This window comes from Dactylosporangium roseum, assembly GCF_025264685.1.
Classification (GTDB): Bacteria; Actinomycetota; Actinomycetes; order Mycobacteriales; family Micromonosporaceae; genus Dactylosporangium; species Dactylosporangium roseum.
The window spans coordinates 4,569,712-4,587,651 of record NZ_CP073721.1; the positions used below are offsets into that span (position 1 = coordinate 4,569,712).

At 72.6% G+C, this 17,940-nt stretch carries 22 protein-coding genes; 11 read left to right on the forward strand and 11 right to left on the reverse strand.

Translation table 11 applies throughout. The features are described 5' to 3' along the window. Window positions 1-5: 5 nt before the first annotated feature. Window positions 6-446, reverse strand: coding sequence for an ATP-binding protein (locus tag Drose_RS21415; RefSeq protein ID WP_260723071.1), 441 nt, complete (start codon window positions 444-446; stop codon window positions 6-8). Window positions 447-562: 116 nt separating this feature from the next. On the opposite strand from Drose_RS21415, the gene Drose_RS21420 reads away from it, so the two are divergent. Next, the gene (locus tag Drose_RS21420) at window positions 563-859 is read left to right on the forward strand and encodes a DUF6939 family protein (protein WP_260723072.1); all 297 of its coding nucleotides are present in this window, start codon (window positions 563-565) and stop codon (window positions 857-859) included. Between the two features lie 867 nt (window positions 860-1,726). On the opposite strand, the gene Drose_RS21425 is transcribed toward Drose_RS21420, so the two are convergent. Next, the gene (locus Drose_RS21425) at window positions 1,727-1,927 is read right to left on the reverse strand and encodes a hypothetical protein (RefSeq protein ID WP_260723073.1); all 201 of its coding nucleotides are present in this window, start codon (window positions 1,925-1,927) and stop codon (window positions 1,727-1,729) included. Between the two features lie 65 nt (window positions 1,928-1,992). After that, on the reverse strand, window positions 1,993-2,409 hold the full coding sequence (locus tag Drose_RS21430; RefSeq protein ID WP_260723074.1) for a MarR family winged helix-turn-helix transcriptional regulator: 417 nt from the start codon (window positions 2,407-2,409) through the stop codon (window positions 1,993-1,995). A 49-nt stretch (window positions 2,410-2,458) separates the two neighbouring features. On the opposite strand from Drose_RS21430, the gene Drose_RS21435 reads away from it, so the two are divergent. After that, complete coding sequence (locus Drose_RS21435; RefSeq protein WP_260723075.1) at window positions 2,459-2,830, forward strand: VOC family protein; 372 nt, start codon at window positions 2,459-2,461, stop codon at window positions 2,828-2,830. A gap of 31 nt (window positions 2,831-2,861) precedes the next feature. Here Drose_RS21435 and Drose_RS21440 read toward each other — a convergent pair whose 3' ends face one another. Continuing rightward, window positions 2,862-4,061, reverse strand: coding sequence for an FAD-dependent monooxygenase (locus tag Drose_RS21440; RefSeq protein WP_260723076.1), 1,200 nt, complete (start codon window positions 4,059-4,061; stop codon window positions 2,862-2,864). A gap of 83 nt (window positions 4,062-4,144) precedes the next feature. Between Drose_RS21440 and Drose_RS21445 the strand changes: the two genes are divergently transcribed. After that, window positions 4,145-4,828, forward strand: a complete 684-nt coding sequence (locus Drose_RS21445; protein ID WP_260723077.1) for a TetR/AcrR family transcriptional regulator — start codon at window positions 4,145-4,147, stop codon at window positions 4,826-4,828. Window positions 4,829-4,948: 120 nt separating this feature from the next. Here the strand turns inward: Drose_RS21445 and Drose_RS21450 are convergent, their stop codons facing one another. Genes Drose_RS21450 through Drose_RS21460 form a run of 3 tightly spaced genes read right to left on the reverse strand, consistent with a single transcriptional unit; the run spans window position 4,949 to window position 8,258 of the window. Continuing rightward, a complete protein-coding gene (locus Drose_RS21450) occupies window positions 4,949-7,144 on the reverse strand; it encodes a heavy metal translocating P-type ATPase (protein ID WP_260723078.1) in 2,196 nt (731 codons plus the stop codon). Window positions 7,145-7,152: 8 nt separating this feature from the next. Beyond that, window positions 7,153-8,049, reverse strand: coding sequence for a hypothetical protein (locus Drose_RS21455; protein ID WP_260723079.1), 897 nt, complete (start codon window positions 8,047-8,049; stop codon window positions 7,153-7,155). A gap of 2 nt (window positions 8,050-8,051) precedes the next feature. Further along, window positions 8,052-8,258, reverse strand: coding sequence for a heavy-metal-associated domain-containing protein (locus tag Drose_RS21460; RefSeq protein ID WP_260723080.1), 207 nt, complete (start codon window positions 8,256-8,258; stop codon window positions 8,052-8,054). 194 nt (window positions 8,259-8,452) lie between these two features. Here Drose_RS21460 and Drose_RS21465 point away from each other — a divergent pair, with 194 nt between their 5' ends. Beyond that, window positions 8,453-9,574, forward strand: coding sequence for a DNA polymerase III subunit beta family protein (locus Drose_RS21465; protein ID WP_260723081.1), 1,122 nt, complete (start codon window positions 8,453-8,455; stop codon window positions 9,572-9,574). A 35-nt stretch (window positions 9,575-9,609) separates the two neighbouring features. On the opposite strand, the gene Drose_RS21470 is transcribed toward Drose_RS21465, so the two are convergent. Next, window positions 9,610-9,795, reverse strand: a complete 186-nt coding sequence (locus tag Drose_RS21470) for a hypothetical protein (protein WP_260723082.1) — start codon at window positions 9,793-9,795, stop codon at window positions 9,610-9,612. Between the two features lie 22 nt (window positions 9,796-9,817). Between Drose_RS21470 and Drose_RS21475 the strand changes: the two genes are divergently transcribed. The 3 genes from Drose_RS21475 to Drose_RS21485 all read left to right on the forward strand — a co-directional run bounded on the left by Drose_RS21475 (window position 9,818) and on the right by Drose_RS21485 (window position 10,984). Beyond that, a complete protein-coding gene (locus Drose_RS21475) occupies window positions 9,818-10,174 on the forward strand; it encodes an STAS domain-containing protein (protein ID WP_260723083.1) in 357 nt (118 codons plus the stop codon). A gap of 52 nt (window positions 10,175-10,226) precedes the next feature. Then, on the forward strand, window positions 10,227-10,349 hold the full coding sequence (locus Drose_RS21480; RefSeq protein ID WP_260723084.1) for a hypothetical protein: 123 nt from the start codon (window positions 10,227-10,229) through the stop codon (window positions 10,347-10,349). 68 nt (window positions 10,350-10,417) lie between these two features. Continuing rightward, window positions 10,418-10,984 (forward strand): class I SAM-dependent methyltransferase, encoded by a 567-nt coding sequence (locus tag Drose_RS21485; RefSeq protein WP_260723085.1) that lies wholly within the window; start codon window positions 10,418-10,420, stop codon window positions 10,982-10,984. 62 nt (window positions 10,985-11,046) lie between these two features. Here the strand turns inward: Drose_RS21485 and Drose_RS21490 are convergent, their stop codons facing one another. Then, window positions 11,047-11,550 carry a DinB family protein gene (locus Drose_RS21490; protein WP_260723086.1) on the reverse strand — a complete coding sequence of 168 codons (504 nt, stop codon included), beginning with the start codon at window positions 11,548-11,550 and terminating at the stop codon, window positions 11,047-11,049. Window positions 11,551-11,820: 270 nt separating this feature from the next. On the opposite strand from Drose_RS21490, the gene Drose_RS21495 reads away from it, so the two are divergent. Beyond that, entirely contained in the window at window positions 11,821-13,359 is a 1,539-nt protein-coding gene (locus tag Drose_RS21495; RefSeq protein ID WP_260723087.1) for a dolichyl-phosphate-mannose--protein mannosyltransferase, read from the forward strand. 49 nt (window positions 13,360-13,408) lie between these two features. On the opposite strand, the gene Drose_RS21500 is transcribed toward Drose_RS21495, so the two are convergent. Together Drose_RS21500 and Drose_RS21505 are read right to left on the reverse strand one after the other, a co-directional pair. Next, complete coding sequence (locus Drose_RS21500; RefSeq protein WP_260723088.1) at window positions 13,409-14,068, reverse strand: response regulator transcription factor; 660 nt, start codon at window positions 14,066-14,068, stop codon at window positions 13,409-13,411. Beyond that, window positions 14,056-15,297, reverse strand: coding sequence for a sensor histidine kinase (locus Drose_RS21505; protein ID WP_260723089.1), 1,242 nt, complete (start codon window positions 15,295-15,297; stop codon window positions 14,056-14,058). Before Drose_RS21505 ends, Drose_RS21500 begins: the two co-directional genes overlap by 13 nt. Before the next feature lie 312 nt (window positions 15,298-15,609). On the opposite strand from Drose_RS21505, the gene Drose_RS21510 reads away from it, so the two are divergent. The 3 genes from Drose_RS21510 to Drose_RS21520 all read left to right on the forward strand — a co-directional run bounded on the left by Drose_RS21510 (window position 15,610) and on the right by Drose_RS21520 (window position 17,937). Continuing rightward, window positions 15,610-17,007 carry an IS4 family transposase gene (locus Drose_RS21510; RefSeq protein WP_260722692.1) on the forward strand — a complete coding sequence of 466 codons (1,398 nt, stop codon included), beginning with the start codon at window positions 15,610-15,612 and terminating at the stop codon, window positions 17,005-17,007. Between the two features lie 284 nt (window positions 17,008-17,291). Then, entirely contained in the window at window positions 17,292-17,417 is a 126-nt protein-coding gene (locus Drose_RS21515; RefSeq protein ID WP_260723090.1) for a hypothetical protein, read from the forward strand. A gap of 16 nt (window positions 17,418-17,433) precedes the next feature. Further along, window positions 17,434-17,937, forward strand: a complete 504-nt coding sequence (locus Drose_RS21520) for a chemotaxis protein CheX (protein ID WP_260723091.1) — start codon at window positions 17,434-17,436, stop codon at window positions 17,935-17,937. The last annotated feature ends 3 nt before the right edge of the window (window positions 17,938-17,940 follow it).

The window sequence follows — 17,940 nt, forward strand, 5'->3', positions numbered from 1 at the left end:
GATTATCACCGATCGGCACTGTCCCAGGTCAGGTGCTTGCTGAACCGCAGCAGTGTCCCCGCGTCCTCGACGGACACCACGTCCAGCCGCTCCACCAGCGCCGCGACGACGTACAGGCCACGGCCGTGCTCGCTGAGCTCACCACCCGGCAGCTCGCTCGCCGGGACGACCCGGTTCGGATCGAACCCTCCGCCGTCGTCGGTGACCTCGATGACACACTCGTCGTCGTCGACGCTGACATCGACGTGGTACTGGCTGGCGAGCGACGCGTGCGACACCACGTTGCCGCACGCCTCGGTGAGCGCCAACTGGATGTCGTCCCGGCATTCCTGGGTCACCCCCGCGCCGGCCAGCGCACCGTCGAGGGTGCGTCGCGTCACCCCTACCATGGCCGCGTCACGCGGCAGGTCGAGCGAGAACTGCAGGCGCATCGCGTTCTGCGGCAAGGTCCCTCCCCTACGGCCGGTTCGATCCGCCTCAGCCGTACCCATCGGGCCGCCGTTGCTAACAGACTCCGGCGGCGCACCGGAAAATGTCGTACGCGGCGGGGATGATGTGGGGCGTGCAGATCGAGGTGGTGAGCCTGCGCCGGAGCGCCGCATCGCTGGCGGCCGCGTTCCCGGGCGCCGCGGTCGTCGACGTGACGTCGAAGGACCCGCAACCGTGGGTGCGACCGAGCCCGCTCCACCCGCACGGTGGCGTCCCGGCGCCGTTCCCGCCCGGCCGCACCGCCATGTCGGCGACGCCGCTCTCCCCACGCCACGCCGATCCGCCACCACCTGACCGGCACCTGGCCCGACGAGCGCGACAACCGTCCGATGTGGACACGGGCCGAGCGGCAGTCGTAGCCGCCGCTTGACCAAGGGAGCCTGCGCACGTCCCGACAGCCGAATCCGTCCCGCGATCCGGGAACGATCTCGTCAAGCGGCGCCGGCCGCACACCCAGCCACGCCCGCGCGATGCCGGCCCACGGTGCCTGTGGCCGCGTCGCGCGGCGCGTCCGTGCTCCGCGCCCGGCCCGGGTTCCTTGATCGTGGACATCTGGCTGCCCAGGCAGCCCGACGTTTCCCTCGATCCACCAAGGCCGCGACGTCGAACCGTGCGGTGGTCCGTCACCCCGGCATTACGCTACGAGACGGTGGCGCACAGTCGCGCGGGTGGTGTCTGTCGCTCATGATCGCCGCTGGACCCGGGACGGCGTGTCCGGTCCGCCCGGTCCGCCCGGTCCGCCGGTCCGCCCGGTGTCGAGTGGACGCCTTGTGTCCTCGACGGCTCGCCGGGGTTGCTGACATTCCGGACATCTTGGTGCATCGACGGTTTTGGATGCAGTGGGATCTGCGTGATCTTGGAGACTTTTGGCACTCAGAGCAGCAAAAAGTCTCCAGCATCACGAGGAACCCGCCCGAACCGCATACCACCTTCCAGCACGACCGAGGCGCAGTGCACCACGCCAGCCGCGGCTACGGCCCGGTTGACATGTCCGCGATCAGCTCGATCAGGTCGACCGGGAGGTCAGGCGGCCGGGCTCGTCGATGCCGGCCCCTTGGCGTGGTGGTCGCGGAGCCGGTCCGGCTGGTAGGAAACTTGGGTCCCAGGCCAAGTCTTCCCACTACCTGACACACCTGACCAGTCACCCACATCTTTCCCATGATCAGGGAGTCGAGCGGCATGGCGGCGGATTGCGCCGCAACGCGCGCGCCGGCTCGCGGCGCCTGCGGGTGGAGGGTCAGCCGGCCCGGGCGGTCTCGGACAGGTCGCTCATGTCGACGCCGGCCTCGGCGAGCAGCTCGGCGACACGGCCGATGGTGAGGAAGTCCACGACGTTGTCACCGTGCACGAGACGATACCAGCGGCCGCCGCTCTGGTGGCGGACAACCTCGACGCGCCACCGCCCGTCCGGTGTCTGCATCGCCCCGACGACCTTCATCCGGTGAGGCTAATGCAGGCCGCTGACCAGCGAGAAGGATTGATCACGAACTACACCCGTGTGGTTCACGCGCCCTGTTCGTCGGCGAGCCGGTCCAGGTATCCGGCGAAGCGGTGGCGGTCGGCGGCCTTCCAGCCGGCGGTCAGCTCGTCGAAGACGTCGCGCTGCCAGGACCGGGCGGCGGCGAGCAGCTCCTCCCCTGCGGGGGTCAGGCGGATCGCGGCCCGGCGGCGGTCGCCCTGCGACTCGCCCCTGGCCAGGTATCCGGCGGCGACGGCGGCGCGGACGATCCGGCTGGCGCCCGACTGGTCCAGGCCGAGCCGGTGCGCGACGTCGTTGACGGTCGCCTCGCCGCCGGCGTGCACCGCCTCGACGGCCATGACGTGCTGGGCGCGCTCGTCGACGGCGCCGGAGGCCCAGCGCCGGGACCAGAACCGCACAAGGCGGAACAGCGCCGGTCCCCCGTTGACAGGTTCGCTCACCCGACTACTGTAACGCATGCGAATCGCATATATTTTGGAGGTACCGTCAATGCCTGTGGCACTGCACCACACCATCGTCCCGGCCGCCGACGCCCCCGTCTCGGCCGCGTTCCTCGCCGCGCTGCTCGGACTGCCGCAGCCGCGGGCCGCCGGGCCGTTCACGGCCGTGGCCGTCAACGACGGGCTCACGCTCGACTTCGACGACCGACACGGCGTCCGTCCGGGGCACTACGCGTTTCTCGTCGACGACGTGACGTTCGACGCGGTCCTGGCCCGGCTGCGCACGGCGGGGACGATCGACTACGGCGCCGGGCCGGAGCACGGCTGGGACCGGCGGACCAACCACCTCGGCGGCGGCCGGGGCGTCTACGTGCGCGATCCGGACGGGCACAGCTACGAGATCTTCACGGCCGGACCGTAGGCACCCCGGCCATCGCCGCCGGGGACGCGTGCTACGCGATCGGCTGAGCCCGGGACAACGGGTAGTCCGGCAGGTCGATGCGGCTGGCACGGTCGTCGGCCGCCCACATCTGCAGGCGCATGCCGAGCCGGCTGTTGAGCACGCCGTTGCGCACCCGGGCTCCCCAGGCGGAGCGCGGCGCGAGGAACCGCCCGGCGGTGTCGCCACCCTTCTGGCACCGCCGGGCGAAGTCTCCCAGCAGCCGCTCGTACCGGGCGAACGCGACGGTGTGGCCGGCACCGGCGGCGTGCGCGGTGGCCAGCTCACCGGCGAGGACGTAGGCGCCGATGATCGCCGTCCCGGTGCCCATGCCGCCGATCGTCGCGCCGGCCGCGGCGTCGCCCAGCAGGGCGACCCGGCCGCGGGACCAGGGCGTGATGTCGACGCGGCAGATCGCGTCGAAGTAGAAGTCCGGCGCCTCGCGCAGCGCGGCGAGCAGGCGCGGAACCTCCCAGCCCATGCCGGCGAACCGGTCCAGCAGGATCGCGCGCTGCGCCTCGCGGTCGCGGCGGTCGTGCTCCAGCCGGGGCGACTCGAACGCCACGAACACGCCGGCCCGGGACGGGTCGCGGTGGTCACCGCCGGCGCTGGCCATCCGCCCGGGCTCGTTGTAGAGCAACGAGTCGCGCCCGAGGCCCAGGTCGTTGGACATCTCCCAGGTGGCGACGTAGTAGCCGAGATGGCGCACGTACCGCTCCTCGGGGCCGAACGTCAGCCGCCGCACCCCCGAGTGCACGCCGTCGGCGCCGACCACGAGGTCGAAGGTCCGGCGCAGGCCGCTCGCGAAGGTGACGTCGACCCCGTGCGGGCCGTCGGCCATCGCCACGATCCGGTCGCCGAAGCGGTACTCCGTGCCGGCGCGACTGTGCTCGTACAACACCCGCGACAGGTCGAAGCGCGGGACCTCGATCTCGCCGCCGGCGAAGTCGGCCGGCAGCTCCATGAGCCGGCGCCCCCGGGCGTCGACGAACCGCATCGCCGTGCCGCCGGTCTGGACCGCGCGCAGGTCGTCCAGCACGCCCATCCGCTCCAGCAGGCCGAGGTGCACCTGGCCGCGGAAGTCGACGGCGTTGCCGCCGGTGCGCAGGGCCGGTGCGATCTCCACGACGGTCGGGCGGAAGCCGTACCGGCAGAGCCAGTGTGCCAGGGCCGGCCCGGCGATGCTGGCGCCGGAGATCAGGACGGTCTTCACGATCGTGCCCCCTTCAAAACTGTGTCCCATGGACTCGATTTTTATTGTGTACCATAGACACAGTTTTTCGCCAGGGGGTATCTGTGGACCACGACTTCCTCTGGGACGGCCCCAAGCCGCCGAGCCGCGGACCGAAGCCGACCCTGACGCTCGAGCGCATCGCCGCCGCGGGCATCGCGCTCGCCGACGCCGAGGGCCTCGGCGCGGTCGCCATGCACCGCGTCGCCGCCGAGCTGGGCGTCACGAAGATGTCGCTGTACCGGTACGTGCCGGGCAAGGCCGAACTGGTCGCCCTGATGGTGGAGCACGCGATCGGCGCACCGCCGCGCCTGCCCGCCACCGGCTGGCGGCCCGGCCTGGCGGCATGGGCCCGGAGCCTGCTCGGCGCGTACCTGGCACATCCGTGGACCCTCGAGGCGACCGTCGGGGCCCGCCCCGTCGGCCCCGTCGAGCTGACCTGGTTGGAGTGCGCGCTGCGCGTGCTCGCGGACACGACGCTGACCGGCCCCGAGCGCCTCGACACGATCGCGGTGCTCGCCGGACACACGCGCGGCATCGCCCAGCAGGCGAGCCCCGGCCGAAACCCGGAAGAGGATCTCGTCACCGCGATCGCCGCCCCGCTGGCCCGCCACGGCGACCGCTTCCCGGAGCTGCTGTCGGCGCTGACCGCGACCGGCGACGCGGGCGCCGGCGACCAGGCCTTCGAGTTCGGCCTCACCCTGATCCTCGACGGCGCCGAGCGGCGGATGGCCACCGGCTCCTCGTGACCGCGCGGGCGCGGACGACCTGCGCCGCCGGGTCCAGCAGACCCTCGCGACCCCCTCATAGGTGGCTTTCCGTGGCCCGGGCCACGGAAAGCCACCCAGGACGAGATCGCGGCGACCTGCTCACCGCGGCGTGGGCTCACCCTGGACGGCGCTGCGGAAGCCGCGCAGGCGCAGGGAGTTGGCCACGACGAACACCGAGGACAGGGCCATCGCGGCGCCGGCGAGCATCGGGTTGAGCAGGCCGGCCGCGGCGACCGGCAGGCCGACGACGTTGTAGGCGAACGCCCAGAACAGGTTGCCCTTGATCGTTCGCAGCGTCGAGCGCGCCAGCCGGATCGCGTCGACGGCGGCGAGCAGATCACCCCGTACCAACGTCAGGTCCGCCGCCTCGATGGCCACGTCGGTGCCGGTCCCCATGGCCAGTCCCAGATCCGCCTGGGCGAGAGCCGCCGCGTCGTTGATCCCGTCGCCGACCATCGCGACCGTGCGTCCCTCGGCCTGGAGCCGCTTGACGACGTCGACCTTGTCGGCGGGCAGGACTCCCGCGATGACCTCGTCGATGCCGACCTCGGCGGCGACGGCTCGGGCGACGGCCTCGGTGTCGCCGGTGAGCAGGACCGGCCGCAGCCCGAGCTCACGCAGCATCGCGACGGCGCGGCGGCTGGTCGGCTTGACCGCGTCGGCGACCGTGAGCGCTCCGCGGTACACGCCGTCCCAGGCGACCTGGATCGAGCCGTCCTCGGGTGCGTCGACGCCGTGGTCGCGCAGCAGCCGCGGCCGGCCGACGAGGACCGCACGGCCGTCGACGGTGCCACGCACGCCGAGCCCTTCGACGTTGGTGAAGTCGCGGACCTCGGGCAGCGTGCCGAGCCGTTCCTCGGCGGCGCGGGCGATGGCCCGGCCGATCGGGTGCTCCGAAGCGTGCTCGATCGCGCCGCCGAGGCGCAGCAGCTCGTCGGCGTCCTGCCCGTCGGCGGGCCGGACGTCGGTGAGCGTCATGCGGCCGGTGGTGACGGTGCCGGTCTTGTCGAGCACGACCGTGTCGACGCGGCGGGTCGACTCCAGCGCCTCCGGGCCCTTGATGAGCACGCCGAGCTGGGCGCCGCGGCCGGTGCCGACGAGCAGTGCCGTCGGGGTGGCCAGGCCCAGCGCGCACGGGCAGGCGATGATCAGCACGGCGACCGCCGCGGTGAACGCCGCGGTGGGGCCGCTGCCGGTGCCGAGCCAGAAGCCGAGCGTACCGACGGCGAGGGCGATGACGACCGGCACGAACACGCCGGAGATCCGGTCGGCGAGCCGCTGCACGGCGGCCTTGCCGGCCTGCGCCTGCTCGACCAGCTCCGCCATGCGGGCGAGCTGGGTGTCCTTGCCGACCCGGGTGGCGCGCACGACGAGCCGGCCGCCGGCGTTGACGGTGGCGCCGGTGACGGCGCTGCCCGGGCCGACCTCGACCGGCACCGACTCGCCGGTGAGCATGCTCTGGTCGACGGCGGAGCTGCCGTCCTCGACCACGCCGTCGGTGGCGATCTTCTCGCCGGGTCGGACCACGAAGCGGTCGCCGGCGTGGAGCTGGTCGATCGGCACCCGGGTCTCGACACCGTGGCGCAGCACCGCGACGTCCTTGGCGCCGAGCTCCATGAGCGACCGCAGGGCGGCGCCGGCGCGACGCTTGGCGCGGGACTCGAAGTAGCGGCCGGCGAGCAGGAACAGGGTAACACCGGCGGCGGCCTCGAGGTAGATGTTGCCGCCGCCGTCGGTACGGCCGATCGTGAACTCGAACGGGTGGGTCATGCCGGGCACGCCGGCGGTGCCGCGGAACAGCGCCCACACCGACCAGGCGAACGCGGCGAGCGTGCCCACGGAGACGAGGGTGTCCATGGTGGCGGCGCCGTGGCGCAGGTTGGTCCAGGCCGCCTTGTGGAACGGCAGGCCGCCGTAGACGACGACGGGCGCGGCGAGCGTCAGCGACGCCCACTGCCAGTACGTGAACTGCCAGGCGGGCACCATCGCGAGCGCGATGACGGGCACGGCGAGCACGAGGCTGACGAGCAGGCGGGTGCGCAGCTCGTCCCGCTCCGGCGGCGCCTCCGCCGGCCCTTCCCGCACCGGCAGGGCCGCCGTGTACCCCGTCCGCTCGACGGTGGCGATGAGGTCCTGCGGCGTGACGGCGCCGTCGTAGGTGACGCTGGCCTTCTCGGTGGCGTAGTTGACGGAGGCGGTGACCCCGTCCATGCGGTTGAGCTTCTTCTCGATCCGCATGGCGCACGAGGCGCAGGTCATACCGCCGATGGCGAGTTCGATCCGGTTCGCGGGCATGGTGTTCCTCAGTGGTCCGTCGCAGCGGTGAACTCGGCGGTGTGGACCGTGCCGCCGTGCTTGAAGTCGAGATACAGCCGGTACTTGCCCTCGCTCGGCACCTCGGCGGTGAACGTCGTGCCGTCCGGGTGCACGTGGAGGTAGGCGAGGTCGCCCTCGCGCAGTGCGACGAGGTGGCCGCTGGCACCGAGATACGGCTCCAGGTCGGTCACGGGCCTGCCGTCCCGGCTGACCGTGAAGGTGAGTTTCGCGGCGGTACCGGCGTGCAGGTCGCCGTCGAGCCGGACGGTGTAGCCGTCGACGGTGGCGGTGTGCGCGGCCTGCGGCAGCGGTTGCGGCCGGTAGTCGCCGGGCGCGGCGACGTCGGCGCCGAGCGTCAGCCCTTCGGCGCGGGCCGCGGGACGGAAGTCGGCGAAGACCCGGTACTGCCCGGCGGCCGCGACGCTCAGCGGGACCGTCCACGTGCCGTCCGCGGCGCGCTCCGGGTGCAGGTGCCGATAGCCGGTGAGGTCGCGACGGACGACGATGAGGTGGAGCTCCTTCTCGTGCTCGACCGCGTACCGCGTGACCGGCCCGCCGTCCGGGCCGGTGACCCGGAAGCGGAACTCCTGGGTGGCGCCGGGCGTGAGCGTCGTCGTCAGCGGGGTCAGGGTGTAGCCGTCCTCGGTGACCTGGAGGCCGGTCGGCAGGTGGGCTCCTGCGCCCTGGGTGCCGGACCCGTGGCCCTCGGTGTCGTGGCCCTGGGTGTCGTGGCCCGTGTCCTGGCCGGTGCCCGCGGGCATGTCGTGGGTGGCTTCGGCGACCGGGGCCGCGGTGGGACCGGCGAGCTTGCCGGCCCCGACGGATGCGGCGAAGACGGCCGCCAGCCCGGCCGCGAACGCGCCGAGCTTCAGCGGCGTGCGCATGATCAGCCCGCCACCGCGTAGCCGGCCTCGTCGACGGCGGCGCGGACCGCGCGGTCGTCGAGGGGGCCTTCGCTGGTCACGGTGACGGCGCTGGTGGCGAGATCGACCCGGACGTCGCGCACCCCGTCGAGGCGGCGCAGCTCGCCGCTCACCGCGCCGACGCAGTGGTCGCAGGTCATCCCGGTCACCGTGTATGTCGTCGTCTGCATTGTCCGCTCCCTTTCCGATCCCTACCCCCAGGGGGTACTAACATACCTCAACTATTACCCCCTGGGGGTATCAGAGTCAAGCATGGCGGTCCGGATCACGACATCAAGGCGCGCCGCGTCGGACGCCTGGAGGAAGATCCGCATCGAGCGGTGACCCGGCGTTTTTGTCATACCCGGTGGCTACGGTGCCGGGTATGACTCGACGTTCGGAGCACGCCCTGGACGTGACCGTGAGCGCCGCCGCCTTCGCCGAGGCGGCGGCGCTCACCGCCCGGCTGCTCACCATCCGCTCGCCGCAGCCGGTCCACGCCGCGGTCCTCCTGCGGGCCGACGGCACGGGCCTGCACCTGTCGGCCACCGACGGGGCGCTCACCGTCCGCCTCCGGGTGGCGGCGACGGTCCACCAGCCCGGGGTGGCGATGGTGCCGCGCCGCGGCCTGGCCGAGACGCTCGCCGGGCTCGACGCTCCCGAGGCCCGCCTGGTCGCCGAGGGCAGCCGGCTCGCCGTCCGCGTCCCGAGCGCGCGGTTCGCCCTGCCGGTCCTCGCGGACCCCTGGCCGCCGGTCCCCGACCTGCCGCCGCGGGCCGGGGAGGTCGCCGGCCCGGGCCTGCGCGCCGCGGCGACCGCCGTCGCCGGGGCGGCCTCCCGCGAGCACGCGCTGCCCGTCTTCACCGGCGTGCGGGTCCGTTCCGCCGACGGGCATCTGTCCCTGCTGGCCACCGACCGATACCGGCTGGCCGCCGCGTCCCTGCCCTGGCTGCCGCCCGCCGCCGACGTGGAGGCGCTCGTCCCGGCCACCGTCCTCGGCAAGGTCGCGACCGCGCTCGGCCGCGCCGATTCGGTGGGCGTGCACGCCGGCCCGGACCTGTTCGGCCTGTCCTGGCCGGGCGGCAGCGTCGTCACCGCCACGCTCGGCGGCGGATACCCCGACGCCCAGTTCGACCGCCTCCTCGCCGTCGACCCGGAGTGCGTGGTGGAGCTGGAGTCGGGTGCGCTGGCCGCGGCCGTCGACCGCGCCGCCCGCTACGCCGGCACCCACGGCCGCGTGACACTGCAGGTCGTCGACGGTGCCGTGCTCGTCGGGGCGAGCGACCCGCTCAGCGGCGAGTCGGAGGAGACCGTCAAGGCCACCGTCCACCAGGGGCGGGCGACCCGGTCGTACCTGGCCCGGCTCCTCCTCGACGCGCTGCGCGCCTTCCCGCACGAGCCCGTCCACCTGCGCATCCAGCCGGCCACACGCGCGACGGAGCTCACCGCACCGACGTCCGCCCTCCGCTACCTCGTCGTCCCCCTGCGTCCCGCCGAGACCGGCTGACGCCGGTGCCGCGGTGGTGCCCCTCGCGGAGTCGCTCAGGCCGTGTCGTTGCGGGCCCGGAACCCGGCACGGATCAGCTCGCCGGGCACCTCTTCGTCGATGCGGGTGGGCACGCCCGGCCAGCCGTCGCCCGGCGGCGCCCGGCGGCGGGGCCATGCCGGCACCCGCCGGGTGCGATGCCCCGCGACGGCGATCCCGCTAAAGTGCTTGTCGTCCGACAAACAATTTCGCGAGGTGGCGACGATGCCGGCATGGCCGCCGGATGACGACGACGGAACCCTCGACCAGAGCGGCTGCGCGACCGTCACCTACGGCGCGACGCCGGGCCTGGTCATCGCCGAGGGCGTGCTCGACCTGTCCATGTCCGATCGGCTGCGGCACGCCGTGCGGGCGGCGATCGGCTTCCGGCCCCCTGTCGTCACCGTGGACCTGACAGCCGTCCGGATGATCGACGCCCGGTCGATCAGCGTGCTGGTCGGCTGCCGGCAACTGGCCCTGGACACCGGCGGCGACCTGCGGGTGACCGGTGCGACCGGACTGGTCCGGAAGGTCATGGAGATCACCGGCGTCTGGAAGTCACTGACCGGCGACATCCGGTGAAGTCGATTGGGTTGTACGATCTGAGCCGTACCCCGCGCGTCAGGAGGCATTCTTGATCACCTTCCTCCCGGCGCCGCGCCACCCGATGGCACGGCAACTCCTCACCAACGTGCTCAACCGACTCACCGCTCTGGCATGGCAGCTTTTCGGGTTCGGCCGCCACCCGGCGTCTTGACCTCGTCGTCGCGGCAGCGGCGCCTGCTGCGGCTCTGGGACCGGCACGCGGACACCTACGATCGGCAGATGTCGGGGATCGAGCGCCGGTTCTTCCGCGACACGCGTGCCTGGATCGCCGGTCAGGCGACCGGCGACACCCTCGAGGTCGCGATCGGCACCGGGCTCAACCTGCCCTACTACCCCGCCGGCGTGCGGCTCACCGGGATCGAGTGGAGCCCCGCGATGCTCAGGATCGCGCGACGCCGGGCCGCAGACCTCGGCCGGGAGGTCGAGCTGCACACCGGAGACGCGCAGGCGCTCGACTTCCCGGACGCGCGCTTCGACACGGTGGCGTGCACGTTCGCGCTGTGCGCCATCCCCGACGCCCGGGCGGCCCTGGCCGAGATGGCGCGGGTGCTCCGGCCGGGCGGGCTGCTGCTGCTCGCCGACCACGTGGCGTCGCCGGTCTGGCCGGTGCGGGCGCTGCAGGCCGTCGTCGACGCGGTGACCGTGCCGCTGCAGGGCGAGCACTTCGGACGCCGCCCGCTGCCGTGGGCGGTCGAGCTGGGGTTCACCGTCGAGCGCCGCGACCGGTTCAACCTCGGCATCATCGAACGGTTCGCGGCCCGCGCTCCGGGCACCAGCGACACCTGACGCCGAAGCGTCAGGGGACTTCCTGATGCCGCTCCCGGCCCGTCCGGGCGACAGTGGAATGGTCAAGCCCAGGTGGAAGGAGCCCGGCCGATGTCCATGAGGTGGTGCTCGCCCTCGTGGACGGTGTGCCGGCCGAGCCAGAGCAGGGTGCGCTCCACCCGCTCCGGCCACGGATAGACCCCGGTGCGCTCCAGATCGGCCTCATCGAGCACGGCGAACGCCGCGGCCAGCGCGTCGCCGGCCGCGGCCAGTTCCCGCAGCACGACAGCCGGATCCTGGCTGTTGTAGGCGGCGCTGACCGCGAGCTCGTCCCGGCCCATCGGCACGAACTCGGGGGCGTCCACCCGCAGGCCCAGGGCGAGCCGCTCGCGCTGCACCCGGAAGACGTCACGCACGTGGCAGGTGTACTCCAGCGGCGACCACACCCGCGCGGCCGGGCGGCGGCGCGGGTCGGCGACCGCACCGAGCGCCGTCGCGTAACGCGGCCCGAACGCGGAGAGCCGCTCGGGCAGCGCGCCGGCGGCCACACCCGGATAGTCGAAGCCGCACTCCTCACAGAGGTCCATCCGGACACGATACGTCGGGTCCGGTACGGCGAGCAGCCGTCGCCGCACGCCGCTCGACTTCATGACCATGGGAAAGATGCGGCTGCCCCGACAACCAGATCCTTCCCATGATCAAGGCGTCTCCCCGAGCGGGTCCAGCGGCGACCGCGATCGACGGGACACGCCGGCGCGCCCACCCCGCCTGCGGCCCCGCGGAGCACCGGCCCGGGTACCGGCCGCCTCCCTGCCAGAGGTGACGTCGGCCGGGCGCCCGCATCCTACGATCGCCTAATGACTTCGGGTGTGCTGACCGAAACGAGCAAGGCGGAGACCGCCGGGACCGATCCGGTGCCCGGTATCGTGCGCCGCCGGCTCGCCGGGCCGGGCCGATTCACGCCGCACTTCTGGCTGACCGCGATCCTGGTCACCGGCATCGGGCTCGTGCTGCGACTGGTGAATCTCGCACACCCGAAAGAACCGATCTTCGACGAGGTCTACTACGCCAACGAGGCATGGGACCTACTGCAACACGGCGTCGAATGGAACCCCGAGGACAACACCCCCCAATACGTCGTCCACCCCCCACTGGGCAAATGGATGATCGCCCTCGGCGAGCAACTGTTCGGCTACAACTCGTTCGGCTGGCGCATCATGGCCGTACTCACCGGCATGGCCACGGTCCTGCTCATCACGATGGCCGCCTGGCGACTGTTCCGCTCCACGATCCTGGCCGGCACCGCCGGCCTGCTCATCTCACTCGACGGCATGCACTTCGTGCTCTCCCGCGCCGCCCTGCTCGACACCTTCCTGATGTTCTGGATCGTCGTCGCGTTCCACTTCCTCGTCCTCGACCGCGAACAGCGCCGCACCCGATGGCTGCACCTGCTCGAAACCGGCGCCGACCCCGACCGGCGACCCACCCTCGGCCCGCCCTACCACCGCATCGCCTGCGCCGTCGCGCTCGGACTCGCCTGCGGGGTCAAATGGAGCGCCCTGTGGTACGTCATCCTGTTCGCCATCGCCGTGCTCGTGTTCGACATGAGCGCACGCCGCAGCGCCGGCGCCCGGCACTGGATCACCGACAGCATCCCGGAAGGGATCGGCTGGGCCGCCGCCATCGCCGGCATCGCCCTGCTGACCTACCTCGGCACCTGGTGGGGCTGGTTCGCCTCCGACGACGGCTACTTCCGCCACTGGTACGCCGAAACCAACGGCCTGCCCCACGACCGCCTCATCGACCCACTGGTCAACCTGTGGCACTACCACCAGGAGGCGTACAAGTTCCACACCACCCTGGACAAAGGGCACCCGTCCCAGTCATGGCCGTGGCAATGGCTGCTGCTCGGCAGGCCGGTCGTCTTCCACTGGAACACCACCGTGCCCTGTGGCGCGAGTAGCTGCGCCTCGGAGATCCTGCTGCTGGGCACCCCACTGCTGTGGTGGTCGTTCCTGCCCGCGCTGGTCGCCCTCGGCTGGCTGGCCGTCGCCCGCCGCGACGGCCGCGCCTGGCTGATCATGGCCTGCGCACTGGCCGGCATCCTGCCCTGGTTCCAGAACATGCCCGAACACCGCACCATGTTCTACTTCTACGCCCTACCCGCCGAACCATTCCTCGTCCTCGCCGTCGCCTACGTCCTCGGCGCCGTCATCGGCCCCGCCCGCCACCTGCGCCCCGACAGCGACCAACGACTCGTCGGCTCGATCATCGCCGGCGCCTACGTCCTGCTCGTCGCCGCCTGCTTCGCGTACTTCTATCCGATCTACAGCGGCATGGACATCACGTACACGGAGTGGTTCTCCCGGATGTGGCTCGGATCCCGCTGGATCTGAGCGCGGTCCAGGTCAGCGCTCGCAGCCACCACGCCCGTCGACCCGTGCGCTACCGCCGGCGGCGGGCGTCGTCGAGGTACCGCAGCACGGCGGTGACGCGGCGGTCGGTCCCGTCTGTGGGCGCCAGGTCCAGCTTGGCGAAGATGCTGCGGATGTGCTTGTGCACGGCGCCCTCGGTGACGACCAGGCGCTCCGCGATGGCGGTGTTGCCGAGCCCCTCGGCCATGAGTGCCAGCACCTCCTGCTCGCGTGGGCTGAGCCGGTCCAGGCGGGTGTCCGGCCGGGTGCGCACGAGGAGCTGGGCGACGACCTCGGGGTCGATGGCGGTGCCGCCGCCGACGACCCGGTCCAGGGCGGTGAGGAACTCCTCGACCCGGCCGACCCGCTCCTTCAGCAGGTACCCGAGGCGGGCGCCGCCGCCGGCGAGCAGTTCGGTGGCGAAGGCCTGCTCGACGTAGGCCGACAGCACCAGCACGGCGAGGCCGGGGCGCCGCCGGCGGGCCTCGACGGCGGCGGTGATCCCCTCGTCGGTGTGCGTCGGCGGCATCCGCACGTCGACGATGGCCACGTCGGGGTCGTGGGCGTCGACGGCGCTCAGCAACTCGTCAGGGGTGCCGGCGGTGGCGACGACGTCGAGCGACTCGGCCCGCAGCAGCAGGGCCAGGCCCTCGCGCAGCAGCGGGTCGTCCTCGGCGATCACGATCCGCACGGCAGGGCCACCTCCACGGTGGTCGGTCCGCCGGCCGGGCTGGACAGCGCGAACACGCCGTCGTGCGCCTCGACCCGGCCGCGGACGCCGGCGAGTCCGGAGCCCCGGTGCTCGTCGGCGCCGCCGTGGCCGTCGTCGGTGACGCTCACGAAGAGCTTGGCGTCGTCGCGGCGGACGGTCACCGCGGCCCGGCCGGCGCCGCTGTGCCGTGCGATGTTCGTGAGGGCTTCGGCGACCACGAAGTAGGCCGTCGCCTCGACGGACACGGCGCAGCGGCCCGGGACGTCGGCGTCGACCACGCACGGCACCGGGCAGCCCGCGGCGAGGGCGCTCAGGGCGTCGGGCAGGCTGCGGTCGGCCAGGACGGGCGGCAGGATGCTGCGCACGACGGTCCGCAGCTCCGCGAGTGCCTGCTCGGCGGCGCTCTGGGCGCGCTCCAGCGCCGCGTCGGCGCTCGCCGGGTCACGGGTGAGCGCACGGCGGGCCGTGCCGAGCAGGACGGTGACGGCCACGAGGCGATTCTGCGCGCCGTCGTGCAGCGAACGCTCGATCCGTCGCAGCTCGGCGGCGTGGGCGTCGAGGGCCGCCGCGCGGGTCGCGGTGAGCTCCGCGATACGCAGCGCGTAGTCGGCGCCCGGGTCCGGCGCGAGCAGCCGGCGACCGGGCCGGGCCTGCAGCCGGGCCATGGCGGGCTCGAGGACCAGGCAGAGCACGAGCCACCCGGCGCCGATCAACCCGACCAGCAGCGCGCCGGGCAGGCCGCGCACGAGCGGGAAGCCCAGTGACGAGGTGGCGGCGTCCGGCGGGACCAGCCCCCACCACAGCGGGAAGCTGCCGTCCCGGACCGCGTTGAGCGGCAGGGCCAGCCCGAGCAGGCCGAGCACCAGCCCGCCGGTGGCGTGCCAGGCGAGCCAGCGGACCTCGCGGCCGACGGCCGGGTCGCGGACGGCGTCGCGGAGCCGGACCGGGACCGGACCGGGCGGGAGGATCTCCGGACCCCACCGGGACAGCCGGGCCCGTTCCCGGTCGGCGACGGCGCGCAGGACGCGCAGCGCGGCGGGGACCAGCGGCAGCCCGACGCCGAGGAGGCAGGCGGCGACGGTAATGAGCAGCCACACGAGGGCGACCAACGCCAGAACCGCCGTGGCGAGGCCGCCGACGAGGTGCCCCAGGGCGTCGAGGGCGGCGCGGACCCGGTTGAGGAGCCCGCCCGACCGGTCCTTCGCCATCACACCTCCCGCCCCAGACCGTACCGTCCGCGCGGCCGGCCGGCGGGAAGGCGTCGCCCCCGTTGCCGAACCGAACAGGGCCGCCGATTCGGGCGCTTGGCTCGGAAGGCGTCGCCGCCGAGGCACGCCGGCCGGCGCGTTCCGCCGCAATCCGCCGCCATGCCAATCGATCCCATGATCATGCAAGACCGGGAAGTTAAGTCGTGAGGGTTGCTGTCAAGGGTGTGTGGTTGCGGTGTGGTGGGGTGATAAGGCAACGGGACTCCGGTAGAACAGGCAGTCGATCAAGATCAGCCTGTGGGGGGAGTCCCGTTGTCGGAGGAGTCTGTCATTGCCGGGGTCGGGTCGGTGCCGGTGGGGGTGTTCGCGGCGGGGCATCTGGGTGAGTTGACCCGGGCTGTGCCGGTGGAGTTGGTGGATGCGGTGTTGGCCGAGACGGGGCGGGTGCAGCGGCGGGTGCGGCGGTTGCCGTCGCGGGTGGTGGTGTATTGGCTGTTGGGGTTGGGGTTGTTCGGCTCGTTGTCGTATCGGCGGGTGTGGGGAGCGTTGGTCGGTGGGTTGGGTGTGGTGGCCGGGTTGGGGGTGTGTCCGTCGTCGTCGGGGTTGGCGCAGGCGCGGCGGCGGGTGGGGGTGCCGCCGCTGCGGCGGTTGTTCCAGACTCTGGCCGGGCCGGTGGCGGGTCGCGACACGGTCGGGGCGTGGTGGCGGGGGCTGCGTACGGTGGCGATCGACGGGTCCACGGTGAATGTGCCGGATTCGCCGGCGAATCGGGCGGTGTACGGCAAGCGGATGGCCCGTGCCGGTGAGCCGGGGTATCCGCTGGTGCGGGTGGTGGCGTTGGTGGAGACCGGGACTCGGGCGGTGTTCGGTGCGGTGTTCGGTACCGGCGTGGGTGGTGAGAGTGGTGAGACCAGTTATGCCGTGGGGTTGCTGGGTCTGCTGCGGCCGGGAATGCTGCTGCTGGCCGACCGTGGCTATGACACCAACATGTTCATGACGAAGGTCACCGCCGCTGGGGCGGGGTTGTTGCTGCGGGTCAAGTCCAGTCGCAAGCTGCCGGTGCTGGACCGTCTTGGTGACGGTTCCTACGCCAGTGTGGTGGCTGGGGTGCGGGTTCGGGTGGTCGAGGCGGTCGTCACGCTGTCCTGTGCGGATGGTTCGACCCGTACCGGTGTCTGGCGGCTGGTCACTACCCTCACCGACGAGCGCCGCTATCCGGCCGGGGCGCTGATCGAGCTCTACCACGAGCGGTGGGAGGTCGAGTCGACCTTCCTGGCGATCAAGCACACCCTGCTGGCTGGGCGGGTGCTGCGTTCGACCACTCCGGACGGCGTCGATCAGGAACTCTACGCACTGCTGACCGTCTATCAGGCGCTGCGGCAGACGATGACCTGGGCCACGGACACCACCGGGGCCGACCCGGACCGGGCCAGCTTCACCATCGCCGTGCAGACCGCCCGCGATCTGACCATCCGCGCTGTCGGGGTGATCACTATCGCGGTCGACCTGGTCGGTGCGATCGGTCGTGCTGTGCTGGCTGACCTGCTACCGGCCCGACGCGCCCGGATCAGCCCACGTGTGGTGAAACGGCCGATCTCCCGTTACGCCTACAAGAACCTGAAAACCCCGAAGATCATCCACCGGATCACCGACATCGCCATCGCTATCGGCACATCAACCAGCCCATTGACAACAGCCCCAGCGGCTTAACTTCCCGGTCTTGCATGATCATGGGAGAGATATGGCTACCCCGACAGCCAGATCTTTCCCATGATCGAGGCGGCGCCCCGCCCGGAGCGCGGCCTCGCGTGACCCTAACGGTCAACTGTCGGGTCTGCCAGCCGATGGGACGGGGGGATCCGACGGTACGAGAGGACACCGCATGAGGTTGCTGCGCAGGCCCGGGTCCGCGGGTCCGGCGCCGAATCGTGCGCCGCGCGACATCGAGGCGCTGGAGCACGCGGGGCGGGTCGGCGCCGGCCGACGTGGGGCTGGTGGGGCGGGCGTTCCGGAGCGGCCGGCCGGTGTACTCGGTGTCGGCCGCCGGCCGCGCCGTCCAGGCCCGGATCAACGAGGTGCTCGAGGAGCAGGCCCGCATGGCCCGCGCCTTCGAGGGCTGACGGGGAAGGCGGACGGATGACCCACGACAACGCGGCCGGTGGCACCGGCGCCGCGATCACCGCGGACGACCTGCGCGGCATCATCTGGCAGGTATGGACCGCCTACCTCGGCACGACGCCGGAGACCCGGGCCACGCACGGGGAGGCCGGCGACGAGGCGGACGTGACCGCGAGTGTCGGCATCGCGGGCGCCTGGCTCGGCCACGTCGTGCTCCGCTGCTCCGCGAACGCAGCGACCGGCGTCGCCGCGGCGATGCTCGAACTGGACCCGACGACCGTGAAGGCCGACGACGTCCGCGACGCCACCGGCGAGCTCATGAACATCGTCACCGGCAACGTCAAGAGCCTGCTTCCCCAGCCCAGCCACGTGTCGCTGCCGCAGGTCGTGCTGGGCCGGGCCGACGTGCGGTGGCCGGGCGCCGACCGCGTCTGCGGCGTCACGGTCGGATGGGACGAACACGTCGTGACGGTCGAGGTGCTGCGCGGCGAGCCCCCGCTGATGCCGGCGAAACTCGACTGACGA

Bases quoted from the DNA above. Each gene is read 5' to 3' on its own strand.
- Drose_RS21450 (WP_260723078.1), bottom strand. From the start codon at position 7,144: ATGCCCGCGAACCGGATCGAACTCGCCATCGGCGGTATGACCTGCGCC.
- Drose_RS21475 (WP_260723083.1), top strand. From the start codon at position 9,818: ATGCCGGCATGGCCGCCGGATGACGACGACGGAACCCTCGACCAGAGC.
- Drose_RS21520 (WP_260723091.1), top strand. From the start codon at position 17,434: ATGACCCACGACAACGCGGCCGGTGGCACCGGCGCCGCGATCACCGCG.
- Drose_RS21425 (WP_260723073.1), bottom strand. From the start codon at position 1,927: ATGAAGGTCGTCGGGGCGATGCAGACACCGGACGGGCGGTGGCGCGTC.
- Drose_RS21505 (WP_260723089.1), bottom strand. From the start codon at position 15,297: ATGGCGAAGGACCGGTCGGGCGGGCTCCTCAACCGGGTCCGCGCCGCC.
- Drose_RS21460 (WP_260723080.1), bottom strand. From the start codon at position 8,258: ATGCAGACGACGACATACACGGTGACCGGGATGACCTGCGACCACTGC.
- Drose_RS21465 (WP_260723081.1), top strand. From the start codon at position 8,453: ATGACTCGACGTTCGGAGCACGCCCTGGACGTGACCGTGAGCGCCGCC.
- Drose_RS21455 (WP_260723079.1), bottom strand. From the start codon at position 8,049: ATGCGCACGCCGCTGAAGCTCGGCGCGTTCGCGGCCGGGCTGGCGGCC.
- Drose_RS21490 (WP_260723086.1), bottom strand. From the start codon at position 11,550: ATGGACCTCTGTGAGGAGTGCGGCTTCGACTATCCGGGTGTGGCCGCC.
- Drose_RS21435 (WP_260723075.1), top strand. From the start codon at position 2,459: ATGCCTGTGGCACTGCACCACACCATCGTCCCGGCCGCCGACGCCCCC.
- Drose_RS21495 (WP_260723087.1), top strand. From the start codon at position 11,821: ATGACTTCGGGTGTGCTGACCGAAACGAGCAAGGCGGAGACCGCCGGG.
- Drose_RS21485 (WP_260723085.1), top strand. From the start codon at position 10,418: ATGTCGGGGATCGAGCGCCGGTTCTTCCGCGACACGCGTGCCTGGATC.